Source organism: Arthrobacter sp. PsM3, from assembly GCF_030433895.1.
Lineage (GTDB): Bacteria > Actinomycetota > Actinomycetes > Actinomycetales > Micrococcaceae > Arthrobacter.
The window spans coordinates 126,833-152,229 of sequence record NZ_JARUXE010000002.1 but is presented as its reverse complement, the minus strand read 5'-3'; the positions used below and the strand labels follow the sequence as shown (position 1 = coordinate 152,229).

Sequence of the window (25,397 nt, the reverse complement as noted above, 5' to 3'; positions counted from 1 at the left end):
CATGGAAGTCTGGCCCGGAACGGCATACCCGCTGGGAGCCACCTTTGACGGCACTGGTACCAACTTTGCCCTGTTCAGCGAACGCGCCGAGCGGGTGGAGCTGTGCATCCTCGCTGATGATTTGAGCGAGACGCGGATTGAGCTGACCGAGGTGGACGGCTACGTGTGGCACTGCTACCTGCCGCACATCCAGCCGGGACAGAAATATGGCTACCGGGTCCACGGCCCGTACGAGCCGGAGCACGGCAACCGCTTCAACCCGAACAAGCTGCTGATGGACCCCTACGCCAAGGCCGTCCAGGGCCAGATCGACTGGGACCCGGCGCTCTTCACCTACGAATTCGGTGACCCCGACTCCCGGAACGACAGCGACTCGGCACCGCACACCATGCACGGCGTGGTCATCAACCCCTTCTTCGAATGGGACGGCGACCGCCAGCTGCGCGTCCCGTACCACGAATCGGTCATCTACGAGGCCCATGTCAAGGGCCTGACCGAGCTCCACCCGGACATCCCCGAGGAACAGCGCGGCACCTATGCAGGTGTGTCGCACCCGGCGGTGATCGACCACCTGAAGAAGCTCGGCGTCACCGCGATCGAGCTGATGCCGGTGCACCAGTTCGTCAACGACGGCACGCTCGAGGAGAAGGGCCTCAACAACTACTGGGGCTACAACACCATCGGCTTCTTCGCCCCGCAGAACACCTACAGCTCCTCCGGCGATGTGGGGCACCAGGTCCAGGAATTCAAGGCCATGGTCCGCGATCTGCACAAGGCCGGCATCGAAGTGATCCTGGACGTGGTCTACAACCACACCGCGGAAGGCAACCACCTCGGCCCCACACTGTCCTTCAAGGGCATCGACAACCAGGCCTACTACCGGCTGGTCGATGACGACCTGAAGCACTACATGGACTACACCGGCACCGGAAACTCCCTCAACGTCCGGCACCCGCACTCGCTCCAGCTGCTGATGGACTCCCTGCGCTACTGGGTCACGGAAATGCACGTCGACGGCTTCCGCTTCGACCTCGCCTCCACGCTGGCCCGCGAGTTCTACGACGTCGACAAACTGTCGACCTTCTTCGAACTCATCCAGCAGGACCCGATCGTCTCCCAGGTCAAGCTGATCGCCGAACCCTGGGACATCGGCCCGGGCGGCTACCAGGTGGGCAACTTCCCGCCGCAATGGACCGAATGGAACGGCAAATACCGCGACACGGTCCGCGACTTCTGGCGCGGCGAGCCCTCGACCCTGGGCGAATTCGCCTCCCGCCTGACCGGCTCCGCGGACCTGTACGAAAGCTCGGCGCGGCGCCCGGTGGCCTCGATCAACTTCGTCACCGCCCACGACGGCTTCACCATGCGCGACCTCGTCTCCTACAACGAGAAGCACAACGACGCCAACGGCGAGGGCAACAACGACGGCGAATCACACAACCGGTCCTGGAACTGCGGCGAAGAGGGGGACACGGACAACGACCACGTCCTGACCCTCCGCGCCCGCCAGCAGCGCAACTTCATCGCCACCCTGCTGCTCTCGCAGGGCGTCCCGATGCTTCTGCACGGTGACGAACTGGGCCGCACACAGCAGGGCAACAACAACACCTACTGCCAGGACTCCGAGCTGAGCTGGATCCACTGGGAAGCCATGGACCAGCCGCTGGTGGAGTTCACCGCCGTCGTCAACAAGATCCGCCATGACCACCCGACGTTCCGGCGCAGCCGCTTCTTCGACGGCCGCCCGGTGCGCCGCGGTGAGGGCGAGAAGCTGCCGGACATCGTCTGGCTGAACACGGACGGCACCGAAATGCTCCCGGAGGACTGGGACAGCGGTTTCGGCCGGACCATCGGCGTCTTCTACAACGGCCACGGCATCCAGGAGCAGGACTCCCGCGGCCGCCGGATCACCGACGACAGCTTTGTGCTCGCATTCAACGCCCACGACGACGACGTGGACTTTGCGCTGCCCGCGGAGGAATACTCGAAGTTCTGGGACGTCCTGGTGGACACCGCGGACCAGGCGAACACCGAAGAACCGCTCAAGGCGCAGGCGGTGCTGAAACTGGCAGCCAAGTCCATGGTGGTGCTCCGCGCCCATTCCGGCCCCGAGGTGGAAGTGGACTACTCCGCGGCCGCTTCACTGGCCTCCATGGCCGAGCACGAGGAGGCCATCGAGGAGATGGTGGAGGCCCAGGACGAGGCCGCCGCAGCCGTCGCGAAAGCTACCGCCAAATGAGGACACCCGTCTCCACCTACCGGCTTCAGATCCGGCCCGGCTTCACCCTCCAGGATGCTGCCGGGACCGTGCCCTACCTGAAGTCGCTCGGCGTGGACTGGATCTACCTCTCGCCCATCCTGACCGCGGAGAAGGGCTCGGACCACGGCTATGACGTCACCGACCCCTCCGCGATCGACCCGGACCGTGGCGGCGCGGAGGGCCTGCTCGCCGCATCGCAGGCGGCACGGGAAGCCGGCATGGGGGTGCTCGTCGACATCGTGCCCAACCATGTCGGCGTCGCAACCCCGGTCCAGAACCCGTGGTGGTGGTCCCTGCTCAAGGAGGGGCAGCAGTCCCGCTACGCCCCGGCGTTCGACGTTGACTGGGACTTCGGCGGCGGCCGGGTCCGGATCCCCGTGCTGGGATCCGACTCCGACGTTGACGCGCTGGAAATCAAGGACGGGGAGCTGCGGTACTACGACCACCGCTTCCCGCTCGCCGAGGGAACCTATACGGCCGGTGACCCCACTGCGGATGACCCCCGCGAGGTCCACGACCGGCAGCACTACGAACTGATCGGCTGGCGCCGGGCCGACGACGAGCTGAACTACCGCAGGTTCTTCGCCGTCAACAGCCTCGCCGGCATCCGGGTGGAGCTCCCGGAGGTCTTCGATGAGGCCCACTCGGAGATCGTCCGCTGGTTCCGCGAAGGGCTGGTCGACGGGCTCCGCATCGACCACCCGGATGGCCTGGCCGACCCGGAAGGGTACCTGCGCCGGCTCCGCGAGGTCAGCGGCGGCAGCTACCTGCTGATCGAGAAGATCCTCGAGCCCGGGGAAGTGCTTCCGGCCGGCTTCGACTGCGAGGGAACCACCGGCTACGACGCCCTCGCGGACGTGGACCGGCTCTTCGTCGACCCCGCCGGGCAGGAGGCCCTCGACGCCCTCGACACGGAACTGCGCGGCGGCCAGCCCGCCGACTACGAGGAGATGATCCGGGGCACCAAGCGCCGGATCACGGACGGGATCCTGCACTCCGAGATGCTCCGGCTGGCGCGGCTGGTGCCGCCCGGAACGGGGCTCGGCGTCGAACCTGCCGCCGATGCGCTCGCCGAAATCATCGCCGCCTTCCCGGTCTACCGCAGCTACCTGCCCGAGGGGGCGGAGGTCCTGCGGGAAGCGTGCGCGCTCGCCGTCCGCCGCCGCCCCGAGCTGGCGGACGCCGTCGGGCTGCTGCTGCCGCTGCTGCTCGACGCCGGTCCGGAAGCCGGCGCCGAGCTGGGACGCCGCTTCCAGCAGACCTCCGGCATGGTCATGGCCAAGGGCGTGGAGGACACCGCGTTCTTCCGCTACACCCGGCTGGGCACGCTGACGGAGGTCGGGGCCGATCCCACCGAGTTCTCCATCGCGCCAGAGGAATTCCACCACCGGATGGCCCGCCGGCAGGCGGAGCTTCCACTGTCCATGACCACGCTGAGCACGCACGACACCAAACGCAGCGAGGACACCCGCGCCCGGATCTCGGTACTCGCCGAGCTGGCGGGCGAATGGAAGGCCGCCCTGGCCCGGCTGCAGGAAGTGGCGCCGCTGCCCGACGGGCCGCTCGCGAACCTGTTGTGGCAGTCCATTGCCGGTGCCTGGCCCGCGGACCGTGACCGCCTCCAGTACTACGCGCAGAAGGCGGCCCGCGAGGCCGGCAACTCGACCGACTGGCTGGACCCGGACGAGGCCTTCGAGAAGCAGCTCTCCGCGGCTGTGGACGCGGTCTTCGACAACCCTCAGGTCCGGGCAGAACTGGAAACCCTCGTGGAGCTCCTGACGCCCTATGGTGCCGTCAATTCGCTTGGGGCCAAGCTGGTGCAGTTGACCATGCCCGGGGTCCCGGATGTTTACCAGGGCACCGAGTTCTGGGACCGCTCGCTGACGGATCCGGACAACCGCCGCCCGTTCGACTACGCTGCGCGGCGCGCGGCCCTGGCGGCGCTCGACGCCGGGGACCTCCCGGCGTCGTACACCGACGACGCGGCGAAACTCCTGGTCACCTCCCGGGCGCTGCGGCTGCGCCGCGACCGCCCGGAGCTGTTCACCGGTTACCGCCCCGTGGCCGCCACCGGCTCTGCGGCCGGGCACCTGGTCGGCTTTGACCGCGGCAGTGCCGCGGGCGCCGGGGCTCTCACGCTCGCGACCCGGCTGCCGCGGGGACTGGAACAGCTGGGCGGCTGGCGGGACACCGCCGTCGACCTTGCCGTGGACATGGCGGACGAGCTGACGGGGAGCACCTTCCGCGCCGGCACGGTGCCCCTCTCCGCCATCCTCCGCGACTACCCGGTGGCGCTGCTGGTGCCCACCTCCTGACCGCACCCACCGACGAACCCATCTCGGGGAACGGAAGAATGCCATGACCTTGCCTGCACACGGAACCACCCTGCCTGCACACGAACGCTTCAACCTCTGGGCGCCGGACGCGCACACCGTCACGCTGCTCGCCGGCGGCCGGGAGTACCCGATGCGCCGCATCTCCGGCGACGGTCCCGGCCTGGCCGGGCTGGGCGGCGCTGACGGCACGGGCGGCTGGTGGACCGCCCCGGACGCCCCGGCCTCCGGGGACGTGGACTATGGCTACCTGCTCGACGGGGACACCATACCGCTGCCGGACCCCCGGTCCCGGCGGCAGCCCGAGGGCGTCCACTCGCTGTCGCGGACCTTCGACGCCGGCAGCCACGAGTGGGCAGACGGGCAGTGGCGGGGCCGCGGGCTGCAGGGGGCCGTGATTTACGAGCTGCATCTGGGGACCTTCACCCCGGAGGGTACGCTGGATGCAGCCATCGGCAGGCTCGGCTATCTGGTGGACCTTGGCATTGATTTCGTGGAGCTGCTGCCGGTGAACGGCTTCAACGGCACCCACAACTGGGGCTATGACGGGGTCCTCTGGTACGCGGTGCACGAAGGCTATGGCGGGCCGGCGGCGTACCAGCGCTTTGTCGACGCCGCCCATGCCGCCGGGCTGGGCGTCATCCAGGACGTGGTCTATAACCACCTCGGCCCCAGCGGGAACTACCTTGGGCGCTTCGGTCCGTACCTGAAGTCGGGGGAGGGCAACACCTGGGGCGACTCGGTAAACCTCGACGGCCCCGGCTCCGACGTCGTGCGCCGCTACATCCTCGAGAACGCCGCCATGTGGCTGCGGGACTACCACGTGGACGGGCTGCGGCTCGATGCCGTGCACGCCTTCAAGGACGAGCGGGCCATCCACCTGTTGGAGGAATTCGGTGCGCTTGCGGACGAAGTCTCCGCTGAAACCGGGCGCCGTGCCACGATGATCGCCGAGTCGGACCTCAACGACCCGCGCCTGCTCTACCGGCGGGATGCCAACGGCTACGGCCTGGCCGGACAGTGGAGCGATGACTTCCACCATGCCGTCCATGTCAACGTCAGCGGCGAGACCACCGGCTACTACGAGGATTTCGGCTCCGTCGGCGCGCTGGCGAAGGTCCTGGTCGACGGGTTCTTCCACGACGGCAGCTACTCCAGCTTCCGCGGCCGGCACCACGGCCGGCCCATCAACACGGCCGCTGTCCACCCGGCAGCCCTCGTGGTCTGCAGCCAGAACCACGACCAGATCGGCAACCGGGCCACAGGTGACCGGCTTTCCCAGACCCTCGGTTACGGGCAGCTGGCACTGGCCGCCGTCGCAACCCTGACGTCCCCGTTCACGCCGATGCTGTTCATGGGCGAGGAATACGGTGCCACCACCCCGTGGCAGTTCTTCACCTCGCACCCGGAACCGGAACTGGGCAAGGCCACCGCGGAGGGCCGGATCCGGGAGTTCGAGCGGATGGGCTGGGACCCCGCCGTCGTGCCCGACCCGCAGGACCCGGACACCTTCACCCGCTCCAAGCTCAACTGGGCCGAAGCCGAGTCGGGGGAGCACGCGCGGCTGCTGGAGTTGTACCGGCAGCTCATCGCGCTGCGGCGCTCGACGCCGGAGCTCGCGGGCCTGGGCTTCGACGACACCGCCGTGGCCTTCAGCGACGCCGACGGCTGGCTGCGCCTGCGCCGCGGCCGCACGGAGGTGGCGATGAACTTCTCCGCCGAACCGCGCCGGCTCGGCGTTGCCGGTGCCTCGATTGCGCTGGCCACCGACGCCGGTGTGCGCCTCGACGCCGGCCAGCTCGACCTGCCCGGCCACAGCGCCGCCATCATCTCGAAATAGGACAGGATTTTACGAATGACGTATGTTGCAGCAGAGACCCGTTATGACTCCATGCCCTACCGCCGCGTCGGCCTTAGCGGGCTGAAGCTCCCGGCCATTTCGCTTGGCCTGTGGCACAACTTCGGCGACGACAAGCCCTTCGAAACCCAGCGGGCCATCCTCCGCCGGGCCTTCGACCTTGGCGTCAACCACTTCGACCTGGCCAACAACTACGGGCCGCTGGCCGGTTCCGCGGAAACCAACTTCGGCCGCCACCTCAGGGACGACTTCGCCCCCTACCGGGACGAGCTCATCATTTCCACCAAGGCCGGCTACAACATGTGGCCGGGCCCGTTCGGCGAATGGGGCTCCCGCAAATACCTGCTCGCCAGCCTGGACCAGTCCCTGGGCCGCATGGGCCTGGATTACGTGGACATCTTCTACAGCCACCGGCCGGACCCGGAAACGCCGATGGAAGAGACCATGGGCGCCCTGGATTACGCTGTCCGCTCCGGGAAGGCCCTGTACGCGGGCATCTCCTCCTACACCCCGGAACAGACCCTCGAGGCCGCCCGGATCCTGAAGGAACTCGGCACCCCGCTGCTGATCCACCAGCCCAGCTACTCCATGCTGAACCGCTGGACCGAAAACGGCAGCCCCAACCTGTACGAGGTGCTGGAGCAGGTGGGGGCCGGCTCGATCGCGTTCTCGCCGCTGGCGCAGGGCATGCTCACCGACCGCTACCTGAACGGGATCCCGGCCGACTCCCGTGCCGCGCAGGAGAAGTCGCTGGACGAAAACAGCATCACCGAGGACAAACTGGACCGGGTGCGCGGCCTGCACCGGATCGCCGAGGGCCGCGGGCAGACCCTCGCGCAGATGGCCATCGCCTGGATCCTGCGCGAGCAGGGCAAGGGGTCCTCCGTGACCTCCGCGCTCGTCGGCGCGTCCAGCGTCCGGCAGCTCGAGGACACCCTGTCCGCGGTCAACAATCTCGACTTCACCGCGGCGGAGCTGACGGCGATCGACGAGTTCGCCGTCGAGTCCGACATCAATCTGTGGGCCCAGAAGTAGCCGGCTGCGGCCGCAAGTAACACAGATGGCGCCGGCTGGCGGGAACAAGCAGCCGGCCGGCGCCGTTGACTAGAATGCTAAGGGCGCCGTACGGCGCCATGCCCGTCTGCCGCCGCCGCGCATCAGCGCGTCCTCGCCCGGGCATTTGAAGTTTGTTCTCAAAGGAGTTCCGTGTCTTCACATCCGATTCGTGTTGCAATCGTCGGCGTAGGAAACTGTGCCACTTCGCTGGTCCAGGGCGTTGAGTACTACCGGGATGCCGATCCCAAGGCCACGATTCCCGGGCTGATGCATGTGGAGTTCGGCAAGTACCACGTCAACGACGTCGAGTTCGTTGCCGCGTTCGACGTTGACGCCAAGAAGGTGGGCCTGGACCTGTCCGAGGCCATCCTGGCCAGCGAAAACAACACCATCAAGATCGCAGACGTCCCGCCGACCGGTGTCACCGTCCAGCGCGGGCCGACCCTCGACGGGCTCGGCAAGTACTACCTCGAGACCATCGAGCAGTCCACGGAGGAGCCGGTCGACGTCGTCCAGGCCCTTAAGGACGCCAAGGTCGACGTGATGGTCTGCTACCTTCCGGTCGGGTCGCAGGAAGCCGCGGAGTTCTACGCGCAGTGCGCGATCGACGCCGGGGTTGGCTTTGTCAACGCCCTGCCGGTCTTCATCGCCGGCACCAAGGCCTGGGCGGACAAGTTCACCGCCGCCGGTGTCCCCATCGTGGGCGATGACATCAAGAGCCAGATCGGTGCCACCATCACGCACCGCGTCATGGCTAAGCTGTTCGAGGACCGCGGCGTCACCCTGGACCGGACCTACCAGCTGAACGTCGGCGGCAACATGGACTTCAAGAACATGCTGGAACGCGACCGCCTCGAGTCCAAGAAGATCTCCAAGACCCAGGCCGTCACCTCCAACGTGGAAGCCGAGATCGCGCCCCGCGACGTCCACATCGGTCCGTCGGACTACGTCCAGTGGCTCGATGACCGCAAATGGGCCTTCGTCCGGCTCGAGGGCCGCAACTTCGGCGACGCCCCGGTGTCGCTCGAATACAAGCTTGAGGTCTGGGACTCGCCCAACTCCGCCGGCGTGATCATCGACGCCATCCGTGCCGCCAAGATCGGCCTGGACCGCGGCATCGGCGGCCCGCTGCTCTCGGCGTCGAGCTACTTCATGAAGTCCCCGCCGGAGCAGTTCAACGACGACCTCGCCCGTGACAAGGTCGAGGCCTTCATCCGCGGCGACCTGGAGCGCTAACCCTGCCCCACCCCCCGGTTGCCCTATCACTTACGGTGCTCAAACCCCTGGTTTGACCGCCACAAGTGATAGGGCAATCGGCGTTTAACGGCCGTGGAGCGAGAGCCGGACCCGTCGGACGGCGCCGCGGAAGTCATCTGCCAGATCGTCGGCGTTGAACTTGAAATAGCGCCAGCCGGCCGCGTTGAACGATTCGTCGCGGCGGTTGTCGCGGGACTGCTGCTCGCGCGTGCGGTGGTGGCCGCCATCGTACTGGATGGCGACCCTTTGCCGCCGGTAGCCAAGGTCCGCAGCGGGGGAATAGGGGTCGCCCGGCATAATCTTGAGCTGCAGCTCGGGCTCCGGCAGCCCGGCATCGGTTAACGCCAGGCGCAGGAACGTTTCCGGCGCGGAGTCGGAGCCGGGCCGGATGAGCTCGAGAGCCTGGCGAGCCTTCACGATTCCTTTGAGTTTTGGATGCCGTGCGAGCATCGCCGTGAGCTGGGAAAGTGTCGCCCACAGCTGGGTGCGGCCCTCGAGCCCAACGCGGGGCTGCCGCACCAGCTAATCGCCCACTGCCACGAGGTCCTCCAGCGGCAGGATACGGGCCAGGTCCAGCCAGGTCCGCGCGGGCGTTGAAATCAGGATTCCGTCCCAGACCATAAGCTCGTCGTCGAACATTAGGACGGTATGCCCGACCACGCCATCACGCCGGACAGGTGGCAGGGCATTGGGCTTGCTGAGATGCAGTTCCCGGCAGCCCCGGTACCAGGACGGTAGCCACAGCCCCAGCAACGTTGCGGCCGTGAGGTGCGAAATCCATGCGCCCGGCGTCGCGGCGGACAGGGCACGGGCCAGCCCCCGGAGTTCAAACTCCCAGCCAGTGGGCAAATAGAGCAACTGGCCGGCCGTCGAGAGATCGGCAGCGCGCAGCCGGGCGCTACCCAGGGTGGCAGCCCGCGCCTCGTAGACGGTGAACGGGGCGGAGGCGAGGTGGGCCGGCAGGGCTGCTGGTGGGTGCATGCGGACCATTCTTATCCGAACGGCGGATTCCCGCTTCGGTTATCCACAGGGCCCCGTTGCGCTATCACTTTTGGCTGCCATTCACCCGAAATGGCAGCCAAAAGTGATAGCGCAACGGGAGGGTTAGAAGAGGCCGACGGGGTTGCCCTCGTCGTCGACGTCCATACGCATCGCGGCCGGGGTCTTCGGCAGGCCCGGCATCGTCATGACCGCGCCGGTGAGGGCCACGATGAAGCCGGCGCCGGTCTTGGGGATGAGATCGCGGACGTGCACGGTGAAACCCTTCGGGGCGCCGAGCTTGGTGGCATCGTCGCTGAAGGAGTACTGGGTCTTCGCCATGCAGACCGGGAAGCCGGACCAGCCGTTCTTCTCGATCTCCGCGAGCCGCTTGAGCGCCGGGACCGAGAAATCCACCCCGTCGGCGCCATAGATCTCCTGCACGATGGTCCGGATCTTCTCCTCCACCGACATCTCCAGCGGGTACAGGTGCCGGAAGGTGTGCGGGGCGTCGATGGCCGCGGCGACCTTGGCCGCGAGTTCGTCGCCGCCGTCGCCGCCCCCGCCGCAGCCCCAGACATCGGCCACGGCCGCCTGGACGCCCTCGGCGGCGCACCATTCCAGCAGCCAGTCCAGCTCCTCCCGGGTGTCTGTGGCGAACTTGTTGATCGCCACCACCGGCGTGATGCCGAACTTCTCCACGTTCCGCACATGTCGCCGGAGATTGACGACGCCGGCGGCCAGCGCGTCCAGGTTGGGCTCCTTGAGCTGGTCCTTGGGGAGGCCGCCGTGCATCTTGAGCGCCCGGACGGTCGCCACCACGACGACGGCGGACGGCGCCACGTCGGCGATGCGGGACTTGATGTCCATGTATTTCTCCGCGCCCAGGTCGGCGCCGAATCCGGCCTCGGTGACGACGATGTCCGCCAGGCTGCGTGCGGTCTGGGTGGCGATCAGGGAGTTGCAGCCATGGGCGATGTTCGCGAACGGTCCGCCGTGCACCAGGGCCGGGGTCCCGGCGATGGTCTGCACCAGGTTCGGTTTGAGCGCGTCCTTGAGCAGCATGGTCAGGGCGCCCTGGACGCCCAGTTCCGCCACTGTGACCGGCTGCCGGTCGTAGGTGTAGCCGAAGGTGATCCGGCCGAGCCGCTCCCGCAGGTCCGCGAGGTCGGCGGCGAGGCAGAACACCGCCATGATCTCGGAGGCCACCGTGATGTCGAAGCCGTCCTGCCGGGGGATGCCCTGGGTCGGCCCGCCGAGGCCGATGACGACCTCGCGCAGCGACCGGTCATTCATGTCCAGCACGCGTTTGAAAGTCATCCGGCGCGGGTCGATGTTCAGTTCGTTGCCCTGGTAGATGTGGTTGTCGACGAGGGCCATCAGGGCGTTGTTCGCCGAGGTGACGGCGTGGAAGTCGCCGGTGAAGTGCAGATTGATCTCGTCCATCGGCAGGACCTGGGAGTAACCGCCGCCGGTGGCGCCGCCCTTCATGCCCAGGATCGGGCCCAGTGACGGTTCGCGCAGTGCGATCATCACCTTGTGACCAGCCCGGGCCAGGGAGTCCGCCAGGCCCACGGTGGTGGTGGACTTGCCCTCGCCGGCTGGTGTGGGCGACATCGCGGAGACCAGCACCACCTTGCCGGGCGTGCGGGGAACACCGCCGGGGTGCCGAACGGCGAGCTTGGCCGGATCGATTTTCGCCTTGTACCGGCCGTAGTGCTCGAGGGCCTCGGCGTTGATTCCGGCCGCTGCGGCGATCTCCTCGATCGGCCGCATCGTGGCCCGCTGCGCGATCTCCAGATCACTCAGCGCGGCGGCCCCCGCAACAGCGGCCCCGGCCCCCGCCGCGGTACCGGCAGCTGCTGTGGCGGCGGATCCGGGAATCGTCGATTCAGGCATCGTTGTCCTTTGGCTCGTGGCGTCGGTGGGTGTTCCGGCCAGTGGTTTCAGGCCGCTGTTACCGGCCCATGGTTCCGGTTGAGGGCGTGTGGCCCACCGGAATGGTCAGGTTTCCAAAGTACTGGCTCAACGCGGTGTGGTAGCTCTCCAGCGTGATGGCGGCGGTGCGTTGCCAGCCGAATTCCTGCGCGTGCAGGGCGGCCGCGCGCCCCATGTCCCCTCGGGTCTCCGGGTCGTCATACAGGGCTTCCAGGGCGTCGGCCCAGTCGGCGGGCTTGTGGCCCTCGATGAGCAGCCCGGTGCGGCCGTCGAACACGGCACGGGACAGTCCGCCGACTTTGGTGGCGACCACCGGTGTCCCGCAGGCCTGGGCTTCGAGTGCCACGAGGCCGAAGGATTCGCTGTAGGAGGGCATGACCACGACGTCGGCGGACCGGTACCAGCCGGCGAGTTTCGGTGCGCTGACCGGCGGGTGATGGGTGACGACGTCGTCCATTCCGGCGGCGGTGATCAGCGACTTCAGATCGAAGTCCTTGGACCCGCTGACCGCTCCGACGATGGTCAGCTGCAGGTCGATGTCCGGGCGCCGGTCCCGCAGCAGGGCGGCGGCCTTCACCAGGATCTGCGGGCCCTTGAGCCGCTGGATCCGGCCGGCGAACAGCAGATGGAACCGGCCCGGCGGCACCCCATGCTCGGCGCGGGCGCGGGTGCGGAAGGCAGGGGTGAAAATGCCCAGATCCACGCCGGGCGGCGCCACGTCGATGTGGTCGTTGTCCGCGCTGTAGTGCGAGACCAGCTCCGCCGCTTCCGTGCCGGTGTTGGCGATCAGCCGGGTGGCGCCGTCCACAATCCGCTGCTCGCCGTCCTCACGCCGGCGCGGCTCGGGCTGCTCGCCCGCGACCAGGTGCAGGTTCTTCACCTTGGCCATGGTGTGCATGGTGTGGACGAGGGGCAGGCCCCACAGGCTGGCGAGTTCAAGCCCGGCCACCCCGGAAACCCAGTAGTGCGAATGGATCACGTCGTAGCGGCCGTGTGGCTGGAGCTGCCGGATCCGGTCGATTTCGGCGACCATGCTGTGCAGCAGCTCGGGCAGTTCTTCCTTGGGCAGCTTCCGGGACGGGCCGGCCAGGACGTTGTGCACACAGACCCCGGGGGAGGGGTGCTCGACGGCGGCCTGGCCGGCGGCCGTGGACCGGGTGAAGATCTCCACCTCGACGCCGGTTTCGGCCAGTGCCGCGGCGAGGGCCCGGATGTACACGTTCATGCCGCCCGCGTCGCCGGAACCGGGCTGCTCCATCGGGGAGGTGTGCAGCGAGAGGAAGGCCACGCGGCGGATCAGCGACATTCATCTCCCTCTCTGGACAGGCCCTTGCGGACGCTGCCGGAACTGCGTTTCGATAAAACACTACTCCTGAAGTTCCCGCGGGTTCACAGGCCGGCGGCCGGCGCCGGTCACAGCGCCGGGCATGCTGCTAACGTGACGGCTGTGAGCACACGTGACGAGACAGATTCGACCGCCCCCGGCTGGGATATCCGCCCGGCCACGAGCGGGGACTGGCCGGCGATCTGGGGGATCCTGGAACCGGTGATCCGGGCCGGGGAGACCTTCACCTGGGACCGGGACACCACCGAGCACCAGGCGCGCGAACGGTGGTTCAAGCAGGCCCCCGGCCGGACCTTCGTCGCGGCGGGGCGGGGGGAGTTCGAAGGTGCCATTCTGGGCACCGGCGAGCTGCACGCGAACCAGGGCGGCGGCGGAAGCCACGTCGCCAATGCCGGGTACATGGTCCACCCGGCGCACGGGGGCAAAGGGGTGGCCCGTGCGCTGTGCGCCTACTCGCTGGACGCGGCACGGGCGGCCGGGTTCCGCGCCATGCAGTTCAACGCCGTCGTGGAAAGCAACGTCCGGGCGGTTGCCGCCTGGCAGTCCCTGGGCTTCGAGATCCTGGCCACCGTTCCGGAAGCGTTCCTGCACCCGCGGCTGGGCTACGTGGGCCTGCACCTGATGTACCGCAGGCTGTAGCGGTGCCGGCGCCGGACGACTGGCGCCGGCGGCCTCAGGGGTTCCCGGCCCAGAGCGAACCGAGGTCCGGGAACGCGGCCTCGTAGCCGGCGAGCAGTTTTCCCGCGAGATCCGCGGAGCCGACCAGCGGGTGCCCGGCGAAGGCTGCCAGCGCCGCTTCCCGCCGGCCCGGGCCCGTTGTCCCGGCGTCCCTGGCGGTGGCCGTCACGACGAGGCGTTCGACGTCCTTGACCTGCCGGAGCAGGGCCAGTTGCGCCGGCGCCGGACGTTCCTGCGGCAGCGGCACCACGCCGTCGGGCGTCACCCGGCAGGGAACCTCGACGACGGCGTCCGCCGGCAGCCCCGGAATCGCCGCCGCGGCCCCGGCCCCGGCCCCGGCAGCGCCGGTGGTGTTCGGGGTGTTCAGGATCAGCTCCGCCGGACCGCCGCCGGAGAGGGCCCGCATGACCGCGAGCGCGACGCGTTCGTAGCCGCCGCCGGCCAGGTCCGTCTCATCCCGGTGCTCGCCGGCGGCCCGGGCCTCGGCGAGGTAGCCCTCCTCGCGGGAGCGGCGCGCGGCGTCCCACAGCCGGTAGGCGTCCTGGCCGGCCGCCGCGAGCCGGGGGTAGAGCTCGGTCTGCTGCCGGTCGATGGACTCGCCGCGGGTCGTAGCCGAGGCCCGGATGCCGGCAAGGGCACGCCCGGTCTCGTAGTAGTAGTAGAGGTATTCGTTGGGCAGGCATCCCAGTTCCGCCAGGATGCGCTGCGGGAACAGCCGGCCTTCCTCGAAACCGGCCAGGGCGCGGGCGTCGGCCAGCAGCCCGGGCAGCGCGTCCCTGCCGCCGGACTCCAGCCGGTACAGCCAGCCCAGATGGTTCAGGCCGTAGTACCCCACGCCGTCGAGCTTCCCCTCGGGAAGTCCGACGCCGGCGGCCCGCGCTGCCCGGTACACCAGCCCGCTGGCCGAGTCGCAGACGCCCACCACCTTGCGGCCGAGCACCGGAACCAGGGCTTCGGTGACCATGCCCGCGGGGTTGGTGAAATTGAGCAGCCACGCGTCCGGGCAGTGGCGCCGCATCTGGTCGGCGAGCTCGAGCATGCGGGGGATGGACCGCAGCGCATAGGAGATGCCGCCCGCTCCCGTGGTTTCCTGCCCGAGGAGCCCCAGGTCCAGGGCCACGCGCTCATCGGCGGTGCGGCCCGCCGTCCCGCCGGGGCGGATCGCGGCGAACACCAGGTCCGTGCCGTCCAGCGCTTCGGCCAGTGAGGTGGTGGCCCGGACCACGGGACGGGGCGCGGCGCCGGGCCCTTCGTCGGCCGCGGCGCCGGGCTCGGCCGGCCCCGGGTAGGACGCCAGGACCGCGCTGATTGCGGCGAGGCGGCCGGGATCGACGTCGTACAGCACCAGTTCCCGGACCAGCCCGGCGAAGGGTCCCGCGCAGAGCGCCCGGTAGACCAGCGGTACGCGGAACCCGCCGCCTCCGGCAATCATCAGCCGCATGCAAACAGTCTATGCACAGTGGTCCTGCCAGGCCCGTCGCCCACCTTTCCTGCGGTACCGGGACGGCGTAATGTGCCATACATGGACGCGATACCGACGCGGCGTTTTGATCCGCTTTCCTCCGTCCGGACCCCGGAGGCGGTGGGCTTTGACCTGCTGCTGACCGGAACCGTTTTCCAGGACATCATTTTCACCGGGCTGCCGCACGCGCCCGTCGCCGGAACCGAGATCTGGAGTGACGGGATGGGCAGCTGCCCGGGCGGCGTGGCCAACCAGGCGATTGCCGCGGCACGGCTCGGGCTGCGCACCGGGCTGGCGGCCGCGTTCGGCGATGACGGCTACGGCGACTACAACTGGAAGATCCTGGCCGGACAGGAGCACGTGGACCTGTCCCTGTCCCGGCGCGTGGCAGGCTGGCATTCACCGGTCACGGTGTCCCTCAGCGTGGAGCATGACCGGTCCATGGTGACGCACGGCCACCCGGCCCCGGTGAGCTCCAGCGAACTGGTCGGCTGCCCGCCGCCGGCGCTCGCCGCCGTCGCTGAGCTCGGCGAGGAGCTGGAACCGTGGGCACTCGACGCCCACAAGGCCGGGGTCCGGCTGTTCGGCGACGTCGGCTGGGATCCCACCGGCGTCTGGTCCTCCAGAAGGCTGGACAACCTGCAGCACTTCCACGCCTTCATGCCGAACCAGCACGAGGCGATGGCCTTCACCGGCAATGACAACCCGTGGGCGGCCCTGTACGCCCTGGCGGACCGGGTGCCGGTGGCCGTCGTGACCCTGGGGGCACAGGGGGCGATGGCTGTGGACTCCGAGACGGGCGAGGAGGAGTGGGTGCCCTCGCTGCCGGTGGCCGCCTACGATCCGACCGGCGCGGGCGACTGCTTCGGTGCCGCCTTCATCGTCGGCTGCCTGGCCGGCTGGCCGCTCGGCGACCGGCTGCGGTTCGCCAACCTCTGCGCCGCCCTGGCCGTCCAGGAGGTCGGCGGCTCGCTGGCCGCACCCGGCTGGGGGGACATCGCCGACTGGTGGCAGCGGGCCAATGCCCGGAAGGAGCGCCAGAGCAGCCAATGGCTTCGACGCTACAGCTTCCTTGAGGACATCGTCCGTGATGTGCCGCCGGAAGCGCAGCGGCGGGCGACGGCGACCATCGCGCACCTCTCGGACGCGTAGCCTGCGCTGCCGCCCGCCCCCTCCCGCTGGACATGTCCTCCGTTCGGGGTGGGGAATGGACATGATGGCATTGTGCCCAGTGGCGGGCGCGAGCACTGGGCATGTCCCTCGGGCGGATTGGGGCGGGGCGGAGTGGTGCCGCGGGGCCGAAAGGGGGCCGAATTCAGCCGAGTGCGCTGCCACCCCTAGAATCGTTAAGTGACTTACCCAGCAGCAACAGGTGACTTCCAGCCCGTCCCGGAGGCTCCGCCAGCCTTCGCCGAGGAACGCTCGGCGGTAATCGACCTCGAGGCCATCCGGCACAATGTCCGCCGGCTGGCGGCCGTGGCGTCACCGGCTCGGGTGATGGCAGTGGTCAAGGCCGATGCCTACGGCCACGGCGCCATTACCGTCGCCCGCGCGGCGCTCAGCGCCGGCGCCCACTGGCTGGGAACCGCGCACATTTCCGAGGCCCTGGCCCTGCGCGCCGCGGGCATCGAGGCGCCCCTGCTGGCCTGGCTGCACACCCCGGAGAGCAATTTTGCCGCCGCCGTGGCCGCGGGGATCGACATCGGCTGCTCGGGCTGGGAACTGGAACGTATCGTGGCAGCCGCCCGCGAGCAGGAACGGCCGGCCCGGGTGCACCTCAAGGTGGACACCGGACTGGGCCGCAACGGCGCGACCCTGGATGCCTGGGACAGCCTGGTCGGCGAGGCCATGGAATACCAGGACCAGGGCCTGCTGCGGGTGGTGGGCATCTTCTCCCACCTGGCCGTCGCCGACGAACCCGAGCGCCCGGAAACCGACGAGCAGCTGGCGGCCTTCCGCGAAGCCCTCGCCATCGCACAGGACGCCGGCGTCGATCCCGAGGTGCGGCACCTCGCCAACACCCCGGCCACCCTGTCCCGTCCTGACACCCACTTTGACCTGGTCCGCGTGGGGCTGGGACTGTACGGACTCTCCCCGTTCGAAGGGCAGGGCTCGGAAGAGCTGGGCCTGCGCCCCGCCATGACCGTCCGCACCGTCGTTTCGCACTGCAAGGATGTCCCGGCCGGCCAGGGCGTGTCCTACGGGTTGAACTACCGCACGGGAAGCACCAGCACCCTGGGGCTGATCCCGCTGGGCTACGCCGACGGCGTCCCCCGGATCGCCACCGGGGGACCGGTCCGCGTCGGCGGCGTGAACTACCCGGTCGTGGGACGTATCGCGATGGACCAGATGGTGATCGACCTCGGCCCGCTCCACGTTTCCGCCGGAGGGCCCAGCGTCCTCGGCGCCGAGGCGGTCCTTTTCGGCAACGGCGCCGACGGCGGCCCCACCGCCGAGGATTGGGCCCGGGCGGCCGGCACCAACAACTACGAGATCGTCACCCGGATCAGCCCCCGGGTGCCGCGCCGCTACATCAATGAAGCGCCCGCCGGCGACGAGTCCCGCCCGTGAGCGCGGCAGCCTGGGAACGGACCCTGGAAGTCCGGACCGCGGACGAGACCCACGCCCTCGCAGCCGGCCTCGGCTCCCAGCTCCAGGCCGGGGACCTGCTGGTCCTCACCGGTGAGCTGGGCGCGGGCAAGACCACGTTCACCCAGGGCCTCGGGGAGGGCCTCGGGGTCCGGGCCGGCATCATCTCACCGACTTTCGTGCTGGTCCGCATCCACCCGAACCTTCCCCACGGCCCCCGGCCGGGCGGACCGGACCTGGTGCACGTTGACGCTTACCGGCTGGGTTCGGCCTCGGAAATCGATGACATCGACCTGGAAAACACGATGGACAGCGCCGTGACCGTGGTCGAATGGGGCCGTGACCGCGTGGAGCACCTGAGCGAGAGCCGGCTTGAGGTGGACCTGCTCCGCAGGCTGGGAGGCGGCGCGCCCGCCCCGCAAGCGGCCCCCGCCCCGGAATCCTCCGGGGAGCTGGCCGCTGTCCATGACCCAGGGGTGCTGGACTTCGACACCGGCGACGACGACGAACCCCGCACGATCGTGATCCGGGGCTTCGGCCCCCGCTGGGTGGACCCGCCAGCACTCCCGGCACGCGCCCCAGCACTCCCCGCCCCCGCTGAGACCGGCCCGGCGCCCCACACCCCGGAAGGGACCTGATGCTGATACTTGCCATTGACACCTCGGCCGTGGCCAGCGCCGCGCTCGTCTCTGATGACACCCCGGAGTCTCTCGTGGGCAGCTTCGCCACCGAGGACACCCGGAGCCACGCCGAAGTGCTGGCGCCGGGCATCGAAGCTCTCCTCGCCGAGGCCGGCCTGGGCGGCGCCGACGTCGACGCGGTCGTCACCGGGGTGGGGCCCGGCCCGTTCACCGGCCTGCGCTCGGGCATCGTCACCGCCCGGACCCTCTCGTTCGTGTGGGGCAAACCGCTCTACGGCCTGATGAGCCTGGACGCCATCGCCCTGGAAGTGGCGGAATCCACCGACGCGGCGCCGGAGTTCCTCGTCGCCACGGACGCCCGGCGGAAAGAGGTCTACTGGGCCCGGTACGCCCTCGCCGGCAGCCAGCTGCCTCGGCTCCTGGACGGCCCGCACGTCGGCTTCGCCGCGGACCTGCCCGAGCTTCCGGTCTACGGAGCCGGCGCCGGCCTCCATGCCGACGTCCTCAAGGCTGTCCCCGAATTCAGCTCCCGCCAGCCGGAGGCCCTCTCGCTGGGCCAGTTCGCCCTCGCGCGCCTCGCCGCAGGGGAGCAGCTGCTCGATTCCACTCCGCTCTACCTGCGCGAGTCCGACGCCCAGGTACCCGGGCCGCGGAAGAAAGCGCTGTGAACGCCGGGGCCGGAGGACCGGACAAAGGACAGGGCGCCGGACAGGACAAAGGACGGGGCGCCGGACAAGGCGCAGCGGAGGGCGCAGACCCCGCAGCCGGGCAGGCAAGGGTGCCGGGCGGTGTGACGCTGCGGGAGATGACCGCGGCGGACATCCCCGCCGTGCACGAACTCGAGTGCAGGCTGTTCCCGGTGGATGCCTGGCCGCTGCAGATGTTCGTCGATGAGCTGGCGCAGGCCGAAACGCGGCACTACCTCGTGGCCGAGCGGGCCGGGAGGATCGTGGGCTACGCCGGGCTGATGTGCATGGAGCCGATCTCGGACGTCCAGACCATCGCCGTCGTCCCGGAGCAGGAAAGCCAGGGCATCGGGTCGGCACTGCTCACCGAGCTCATCGAAGAAAGCCGGCGGCGCCGTGCCGAGGACGTCCTTCTGGAGGTCCGGGCCGACAACCCCCGCGCCCAGCAGCTCTACCGCCGCTACGGATTCCAACAGATCCATGTCCGGCCCCGCTACTACCGCGACGGCGTCGACGCACTGATCATGCGGCTGCGGCTCGGCACCCGCGGACTCCACACGACGCCCAGGGAAGCAGACCACCCATGAACACCACCGACCAGGACCAGCCGCTGGTCCTTGGCATCGAATCCTCCTGCGACGAGACCGGCGTCGGGATTGTCCGCGGCACCCGGCTGCTGACCAACACCGTGTCCTCCTCCATGGATGAGCATGTCCGGTTCGGCGGCGTGATTCCCGAGATCGCCTCCCGCGCCCATCTGGATGCTTTCGTGCCCACGCTCCGGGCGGCGCTGGCCGAGGCCGGGGTGACCCTGGAAGACATCGACGCGATCGCCGTCACGTCCGGCCCGGGCCTCGCCGGAGCCCTGATGGTGGGCGTCTGCGCGGCCAAGGCGCTCGCCGTCGCCACGGGCAAGCCGCTCTACGCCATCAACCACCTCGTCGCGCATGTCGGCGTCGGGCTGCTGCAGACCGGCGACGGCGGGCCGCTGGCCCCCGCCCGCTCCGCGCCGGAGAGCGCCTCCCCGGAGAGCGCCTCCCGGGAGAACGCCCCCCGGGAGAACGCCGCGCGGGAGAACACCCTGCCGGAAAACCTGGGCGCCCTGCTGGTCTCCGGCGGTCACACCGAAATCCTGCGGATCCGGAACATCACCGGGGACGTTGAGCTGCTCGGGTCCACGATCGACGACGCCGCCGGCGAGGCCTACGACAAGGTGGCACGGCTCCTGGGCCTGAGCTATCCGGGCGGCCCGGCCATCGACAAGCTGGCACGCACCGGCAACGCCAAAGCGATCCGCTTCCCGCGCGGCCTCAGCCAGCCCAAATACATGGGGACCGCGGAAGAACCCGGGCCGCACCGCTACGACTGGTCCTTCAGCGGACTCAAGACCGCCGTCGCACGCTGCGTGGAGCAGTTCGAGGCGCGCGGAGAAACTGTGCCCGTGGCGGACATCGCCGCGGCCTTCCAGGAGGCCGTGGTGGACATCATTACCTCCAAGGCGGTGCTGGCCTGCCGCGAGCACGGCATCACCGAACTGCTGCTCGGCGGCGGCGTGGCGGCGAATTCCCGGCTTCGCCAGCTCACGGAACAGCGCTGCAGCGCCGCCGGAATCCGGCTGACCGTCCCGCCGCTTTCGCTGTGCACGGACAACGGCGCCATGGTCGCGGCCCTCGGCGCCCAGCTGGTGATGGCAGGGATCGCGCCGAGCGGCATCGCGTTCGCGCCCGACTCCTCGATGCCGGTCACAACCGTCTCCGCGTAAGACCCGCCGGGGGCGCGGGGCTAGGCTTCGGGGCCCTTGCGCATCTGCTGGACCAGGTCCAGGACGACGGCGCGCAGGTCGCCGCCGTGCTCCGCCGCCACGCGCCGCTGCCGCTGGTACCCGGCGCCGCGCTCAATGATCTTCAGGACGTCGGCCAGTTCGGCGACGCAGTCCAGCTTCACGGCGACGGGTTCCAGCCGGGCGACGGTCTCGCGGATGTGGTCGGTGACGAGCTGTTCGTTGCCCGCGGCGTCGAGGATGATGATGGCGTCCAGGCCGTAACGGGCCGCCCGCCATTTGTTCTCCTGCACATGCCACGGCGGCATGGTGGGGATGGTCCCGCCGTTGTCCAGCGTGGTGGAGAACTCGTCGACGAGGCACTGCGTCAGGGCGGCGATGGCGCCGACTTCCTCGAGCGAGGCCAGTCCGTCGCAGATGCGCATCTCGATGGTGCCGAAATGCGGGACCGGCCGGATGTCCCAGCGGATTTCGGAAAGTGAGTCGATCACCCCGGTGGTGAACATGTCCTGGGCGTAGGACTCGAAGTCCTCCCAGCTGGCGAACTGGAAGGGCAGGCCGGCGGTGGGCAGCTGCTGGAACATCAGGGCGCGCTGCGAGGCGTATCCGGTGTCCTCGCCGCCCCAGAACGGGCTGGAGGCGGAGAGCGCCTGGAACTGCGGGAAGTAGTTCACCAGGCCGTCCAGGACGGGGAGGACCTTGTCCCGGCTGTCAAGGCCCACATGCACGTGGACGCCGTAGATCACCATCTGCCGGCCCCACCACTGCGTGCGGTCAATGAGCTTGGCGTAGCGCTCCTTGTCCGTCACCGGCTGCAGCTGCGGGGGGCTGAAGGGGTGGCTGCCGGCGCAGAAGATCTCGACGCCCATCGGATCCGTGACGTCACGGACGGCGGCGAGGGAACTGTTCAGGTCCGCTTTGGCCTCGGCCACGGTGTTGCAGATGCCGGTGACAAGCTCCACCGTGTTCAACAGCAGCTCCTGCTTGATGTGCGGGTGTTCGTCGTCCTCGTTCAGTTCGGGATGCCGTGCCGCGACCCCGCGGAGGACCTCCTTTGCCACGGAGGCAAGCTCCCCGGTTTCCGCGTCCACGAGGGCAAGTTCCCATTCCACACCAAGAGTTGATTGCCTGGATGAAGCGAAATCAATCTTCATGTGGTCCTTTCATTGTTGTGCGGTCCGTTTCCATGCCCCGGCCGGCTTTCGTCATGGGCGGACTCGCCGGACAGTTGGCGGGGCAACGGTGGCTCAAGTCTAGTGCAGGGGCGGCCTGCAGCCCGTGGCCGGACGGCAGCGGAAACGTGAAAGTCTTCACAAAACTGATCGGATCGCGGCACTGCGTCCGGGAACGGGGCGGCCCGGGGGCCGCCTGGCGTTTAATGGAGGGGTGCCCATCCTGAATAAAGACATGACCCTCTGCATCTCGCTCTCGGCCCGCCCGAGCAACAACGGGACGCGCTTCCACAACCACCTGTACGAACAGCTCGGCCTGAACTGGATCTACAAGGCCTTCGCCCCGACCGACCTCGCGCAGGCGATCGCCGGCGTGCGCGGCCTCGGAATCCGCGGCTGCGCCGTGTCGATGCCGTACAAGGAGGACGTCATCGCGCTCGTGGATGTGATGGACCCGTCCGCGAAAGCTATCGACTCGGTCAACACGATCGTCAACGACGGCGGCACGCTCACCGCCTACAACACCGACTACACCGCGATCGAGCAGCTGCTGCAGCGCAACGCCGTGCCTGCCGCGTACTCGGTGCTGCTCAGGGGCGCCGGCGGGATGGCGAAGGCGACGGCCGCGGCGCTGCGCGACGCCGGGTTCCGGGACGTCACCATGATCGCCCGCAATGAGGAGGCCGGGCGGGCGCTCGCCGGGCTCTATGGTTTCGCCTGGCGCGCCGACGTCGATCCGTCCTTGACGGCCGACATGATCATCAACGTCACACCTATTGGCATGGCAGGGAGTATGGCGGGCGGCCCCGACGCGGACTCCCTGTCCTTCCCGCAGGAAACGGTGGACGCCGCGAAGGTGGTGTTCGACGTCGTCGCGCTGCCGGCCGAGACCCCGCTGATCAAGGCCGGCCGGGCGGCCGGGAAGATCGTGATCACCGGAGCCGAGGTGGCGACCATCCAGGCGCTGGAGCAGTTTGTGCTGTACACCGGCATCCGGCCCACCGACGAGCAGGTCCGGGCCGCCGAGGACTTCATGCGGGCCCAGTAGCATCCGGGCCTCGCGGCATCCCGGCAATCCGCCAGCCCGGAATGCCGCCGACCAGCGGCCCGGCCCTAGACCGGCTCCACCGAAATGGCCACCCGCTCCTCGCCGATCCTGGTGAGGACCAGGGTGGCCGTTTTCTTGGCTTTCGGCTTCCGTCCGGGGAGAAGCTGTTTGCGCAGTTCCTCCGGAGTCACCGATGTGCCGCGCTTCTTGATGTCCAGCACCCCGATGCCCTGGTCCTTGACCCACGCCTTGAGCGCCTTGACGTTGTAGGGCATCACGTCCAGGACCTTGTAGGCCCGGGCAAACGGGGTGTCGCGCAGTTCCGGGGCGCAGATGTAGGCGATGTGCTCGTCCACGAGGTGCCCGCCGAGCTGGAGGGCGACGTCGGCCACCAGGCCCGCCCGGATGATGGCGCCGTCGGGCTCGTAGAGGTACCCCTCGACGGGCCCCACCGGGGCGACCGGTCCGCCGTCGAAGTCCTCAGCGCTGGTGAGCTCCGCCGCACCCGCGGGGCCAAGCAGCAGCGCCGCCCGCCGGATCCCCGGACGCCGGACCGCATTGAACCACAACCCCACCTCCGTGACGTCCCCGCCCACCGAAACCCACTGGGCTTCGCAGTCCTTGGGAACCGAATCGTGCGGCATGCCCGGGCCCATCTTCACACCCACGGCCAGGCCGGCGCCGGCCAGGGATTCGGCGAAGGACAGCGGCGGGGAGAAATCTTCCGCATCCCAGAGCCGCTTCGTCCCCGAGGTCGAGGTGGTCCGGCGGGCCGGGTCCAGCCAGACGCCGTCGATCCCCTCCAGGGCCACTGTGGTCGCGTCGGAGTGGACCACCGTGGCGTTCCGGAACGGGATCAAATTCATTGTTGCGCAGGCGGCCGTCGTCTCGTCCATTTCCACGGCCGTGACCTGGAGATCCAGCGAGGCGAGCGCCATCGCGTCGGCGCCGAGGCCGCAGCCAAGGTCCGCCACGTGCTGCACGCCGGCTTCCGCGAAGCGCTGCGCGTGCCGTGCCGCCACGGTCAGCCGGGTGGCCTGCTCCAGGCCCGCCTGGGTGAAGATCATCTGCCGGGCGAACTCGCCGAACTTGGCCTCGGCCTTGGTCCGCAGCCGCGACTGGGTGAGCACGGCCGAAACGAGCTCGGGGGAGTGGCCGGCCTTCCGGAGGGAGGCGTTGAGGCGGAACGCCTCATCCTCCCGGTACGGGCCAAGTGACGCCAGCAGCTCCCAGCCTTCGGGGTTGAGGAGCGGGGCGATCTGGTCCTGCGGTGCGTCAGCCATGGAATCAAGCCTAGTTCAGGGCGCCGCCGGAGCTTGCGCCCGATAGGGTTGACGGCATGGATGACAGCGGTACGGCAAACAGCGGCATGGATGAAACCTACCCGGACGACGGCGCCGCACAGCAGGACGCCGACGGCGGCCGCCCCGCCCGCCAGGGGCTCGCCCGTTACGCCCGGCCCGCGCTCGTCGCCGGCGGCATCATCGTCGTCGTCTGCGCGGCCCTGCTGGTGATCATCTTCCTGCTGGACTCCTTCAACGCCACCGTCTACTCCGTCGGCGGCAAGTCCGTCACGGACGCCACCGAGGAGGCGAAGGCCATCCGGGAGAACTACGCCGGGGTCCGAGCCGGCGGCATCGCCTTCCTGGTCATGGGGGCTGTCGTGGCCGTGGCGGGAGCCCTGGTGATCTACCGGCACCGGAACGATGCCGGCGCCGATGACGGGGACACCGGCGAAGACGTCGACTTCGAGGACCTCGGCGGACGCTGATCCGGCAGCGGCGCAGCGTTCGCCGGGGACATAATTCTGGCACTCGCCTTGACCGAGTGCTAACTCCTTACATAGAGTCGTGCTTAGCACTCTCCCTAGGAGGGTGCTAACACCTGAAGCTTTATCAGCCAGGCTGCTGCCGGCACCGCGACGACGGTCTGTACGCCTTGGCCCCACAGCTTTAATGTCCACGAATTTGCTGACGAAAAGGAGAGGTCATTGTCGGTCTCTATTAAGCCTCTTGAGGATCGCATTGTTGTCCGCCCGCTCGAAGCCGAGCAGACCACGGCTTCCGGCCTGGTTATCCCGGACTCCGCGCAGGAAAAGCCGCAGGAAGGCGAAGTTGTTGCAGTAGGCCCCGGCCGCTTTGACGACAACGGCAACCGCGTTCCGATCGACGTCGCCATCGGCGACGTTGTGATCTACTCCAAGTACGGCGGAACTGAAGTCAAGACCGGCGGCACCGAGTACCTCGTGCTGTCCGCCCGCGACGTCCTGGCGATCGTCGTAAAGTAACTCTCTTGGACCCCGCGCCGCCGACCCCT

General features: G+C 69.0%; 22 protein-coding genes. 15 read left to right on the top strand and 7 right to left on the bottom strand.

Annotated features, from left to right (window positions below; genetic code table 11):
• Window position 1: 1 nt before the first annotated feature.
• The 5 genes from glgX to QCD75_RS01585 all read left to right on the top strand — a co-directional run bounded on the left by glgX (window position 2) and on the right by QCD75_RS01585 (window position 8,743).
• The gene (glgX, locus tag QCD75_RS01605) at window positions 2–2,239 is read left to right on the top strand and encodes a glycogen debranching protein GlgX (protein WP_301225024.1); all 2,238 of its coding nucleotides are present in this window, start codon (window positions 2–4) and stop codon (window positions 2,237–2,239) included.
• On the top strand, window positions 2,236–4,575 hold the full coding sequence (gene treY, locus QCD75_RS01600; RefSeq protein WP_301225022.1) for a malto-oligosyltrehalose synthase: 2,340 nt from the start codon (window positions 2,236–2,238) through the stop codon (window positions 4,573–4,575). Before glgX ends, treY begins: the two co-directional genes overlap by 4 nt.
• Before the next feature lie 43 nt (window positions 4,576–4,618).
• Window positions 4,619–6,433: a malto-oligosyltrehalose trehalohydrolase gene (gene treZ / locus QCD75_RS01595; RefSeq protein ID WP_301225020.1), complete on the top strand. Its 1,815-nt coding sequence runs from the start codon at window positions 4,619–4,621 to the stop codon at window positions 6,431–6,433.
• A 15-nt stretch (window positions 6,434–6,448) separates the two neighbouring features.
• Window positions 6,449–7,486, top strand: coding sequence for an L-glyceraldehyde 3-phosphate reductase (gene mgrA, locus QCD75_RS01590; RefSeq protein WP_301225018.1), 1,038 nt, complete (start codon window positions 6,449–6,451; stop codon window positions 7,484–7,486).
• 171 nt (window positions 7,487–7,657) lie between these two features.
• Window positions 7,658–8,743 carry an inositol-3-phosphate synthase gene (locus QCD75_RS01585; protein ID WP_301225016.1) on the top strand — a complete coding sequence of 362 codons (1,086 nt, stop codon included), beginning with the start codon at window positions 7,658–7,660 and terminating at the stop codon, window positions 8,741–8,743.
• Window positions 8,744–8,827: 84 nt separating this feature from the next.
• Here the strand turns inward: QCD75_RS01585 and QCD75_RS22160 are convergent, their stop codons facing one another.
• The 4 genes from QCD75_RS22160 to mshA form a co-directional block, all read right to left on the bottom strand.
• Window positions 8,828–9,181 (bottom strand): endonuclease domain-containing protein, encoded by a 354-nt coding sequence (locus QCD75_RS22160; protein WP_367400617.1) that lies wholly within the window; start codon window positions 9,179–9,181, stop codon window positions 8,828–8,830.
• Between the two features lie 105 nt (window positions 9,182–9,286).
• Entirely contained in the window at window positions 9,287–9,745 is a 459-nt protein-coding gene (locus tag QCD75_RS22155) for a hypothetical protein (RefSeq protein WP_367400616.1), read from the bottom strand.
• Between the two features lie 123 nt (window positions 9,746–9,868).
• Window positions 9,869–11,641, bottom strand: coding sequence for a formate--tetrahydrofolate ligase (locus QCD75_RS01575; protein ID WP_301225014.1), 1,773 nt, complete (start codon window positions 11,639–11,641; stop codon window positions 9,869–9,871).
• Window positions 11,642–11,699: 58 nt separating this feature from the next.
• Window positions 11,700–12,986 carry a D-inositol-3-phosphate glycosyltransferase gene (gene mshA / locus QCD75_RS01570; protein WP_301225012.1) on the bottom strand — a complete coding sequence of 429 codons (1,287 nt, stop codon included), beginning with the start codon at window positions 12,984–12,986 and terminating at the stop codon, window positions 11,700–11,702.
• Between the two features lie 141 nt (window positions 12,987–13,127).
• Between mshA and QCD75_RS01565 the strand changes: the two genes are divergently transcribed.
• Window positions 13,128–13,664 carry a GNAT family N-acetyltransferase gene (locus QCD75_RS01565; RefSeq protein WP_301225010.1) on the top strand — a complete coding sequence of 179 codons (537 nt, stop codon included), beginning with the start codon at window positions 13,128–13,130 and terminating at the stop codon, window positions 13,662–13,664.
• A gap of 34 nt (window positions 13,665–13,698) precedes the next feature.
• On the opposite strand, the gene QCD75_RS01560 is transcribed toward QCD75_RS01565, so the two are convergent.
• The gene (locus tag QCD75_RS01560; protein WP_301225007.1) at window positions 13,699–15,144 is read right to left on the bottom strand and encodes a family 4 glycosyl hydrolase; all 1,446 of its coding nucleotides are present in this window, start codon (window positions 15,142–15,144) and stop codon (window positions 13,699–13,701) included.
• 81 nt (window positions 15,145–15,225) lie between these two features.
• Between QCD75_RS01560 and QCD75_RS01555 the strand changes: the two genes are divergently transcribed.
• From QCD75_RS01555 to QCD75_RS01530, 6 genes are all read left to right on the top strand, one after another.
• The gene (locus tag QCD75_RS01555) at window positions 15,226–16,317 is read left to right on the top strand and encodes a PfkB family carbohydrate kinase (protein WP_301225005.1); all 1,092 of its coding nucleotides are present in this window, start codon (window positions 15,226–15,228) and stop codon (window positions 16,315–16,317) included.
• Window positions 16,318–16,515: 198 nt separating this feature from the next.
• Window positions 16,516–17,736, top strand: a complete 1,221-nt coding sequence (gene alr / locus QCD75_RS01550) for an alanine racemase (RefSeq protein WP_301225003.1) — start codon at window positions 16,516–16,518, stop codon at window positions 17,734–17,736.
• Window positions 17,733–18,392 carry a tRNA (adenosine(37)-N6)-threonylcarbamoyltransferase complex ATPase subunit type 1 TsaE gene (gene tsaE / locus QCD75_RS01545; protein WP_301225000.1) on the top strand — a complete coding sequence of 220 codons (660 nt, stop codon included), beginning with the start codon at window positions 17,733–17,735 and terminating at the stop codon, window positions 18,390–18,392. The genes alr and tsaE overlap by 4 nt, the downstream gene beginning before the upstream one ends.
• Window positions 18,392–19,063: a tRNA (adenosine(37)-N6)-threonylcarbamoyltransferase complex dimerization subunit type 1 TsaB gene (gene tsaB, locus QCD75_RS01540; protein ID WP_301224998.1), complete on the top strand. Its 672-nt coding sequence runs from the start codon at window positions 18,392–18,394 to the stop codon at window positions 19,061–19,063. The genes tsaE and tsaB overlap by 1 nt, the downstream gene beginning before the upstream one ends.
• A gap of 137 nt (window positions 19,064–19,200) precedes the next feature.
• Window positions 19,201–19,668 carry a ribosomal protein S18-alanine N-acetyltransferase gene (rimI, locus tag QCD75_RS01535; protein WP_301225111.1) on the top strand — a complete coding sequence of 156 codons (468 nt, stop codon included), beginning with the start codon at window positions 19,201–19,203 and terminating at the stop codon, window positions 19,666–19,668.
• Window positions 19,665–20,843 carry a tRNA (adenosine(37)-N6)-threonylcarbamoyltransferase complex transferase subunit TsaD gene (locus QCD75_RS01530; protein ID WP_301224996.1) on the top strand — a complete coding sequence of 393 codons (1,179 nt, stop codon included), beginning with the start codon at window positions 19,665–19,667 and terminating at the stop codon, window positions 20,841–20,843. Before rimI ends, QCD75_RS01530 begins: the two co-directional genes overlap by 4 nt.
• A 20-nt stretch (window positions 20,844–20,863) precedes the next feature.
• Here QCD75_RS01530 and QCD75_RS01525 read toward each other — a convergent pair whose 3' ends face one another.
• A complete protein-coding gene (locus tag QCD75_RS01525; RefSeq protein WP_301224994.1) occupies window positions 20,864–22,015 on the bottom strand; it encodes a glutamate--cysteine ligase in 1,152 nt (383 codons plus the stop codon).
• Window positions 22,016–22,247: 232 nt separating this feature from the next.
• Here QCD75_RS01525 and QCD75_RS01520 point away from each other — a divergent pair, with 232 nt between their 5' ends.
• Window positions 22,248–23,081, top strand: a complete 834-nt coding sequence (locus tag QCD75_RS01520) for a shikimate 5-dehydrogenase (RefSeq protein WP_301224992.1) — start codon at window positions 22,248–22,250, stop codon at window positions 23,079–23,081.
• 65 nt (window positions 23,082–23,146) lie between these two features.
• Here the strand turns inward: QCD75_RS01520 and QCD75_RS01515 are convergent, their stop codons facing one another.
• Window positions 23,147–24,364 (bottom strand): class I SAM-dependent methyltransferase, encoded by a 1,218-nt coding sequence (locus tag QCD75_RS01515; protein ID WP_301224990.1) that lies wholly within the window; start codon window positions 24,362–24,364, stop codon window positions 23,147–23,149.
• A gap of 56 nt (window positions 24,365–24,420) precedes the next feature.
• On the opposite strand from QCD75_RS01515, the gene QCD75_RS01510 reads away from it, so the two are divergent.
• Together QCD75_RS01510 and groES are read left to right on the top strand one after the other, a co-directional pair.
• Window positions 24,421–24,852: a hypothetical protein gene (locus QCD75_RS01510; RefSeq protein ID WP_301224988.1), complete on the top strand. Its 432-nt coding sequence runs from the start codon at window positions 24,421–24,423 to the stop codon at window positions 24,850–24,852.
• A gap of 219 nt (window positions 24,853–25,071) precedes the next feature.
• Complete coding sequence (groES, locus tag QCD75_RS01505) at window positions 25,072–25,368, top strand: co-chaperone GroES (RefSeq protein WP_056635831.1); 297 nt, start codon at window positions 25,072–25,074, stop codon at window positions 25,366–25,368.
• Window positions 25,369–25,397: the final 29 nt, after the last annotated feature.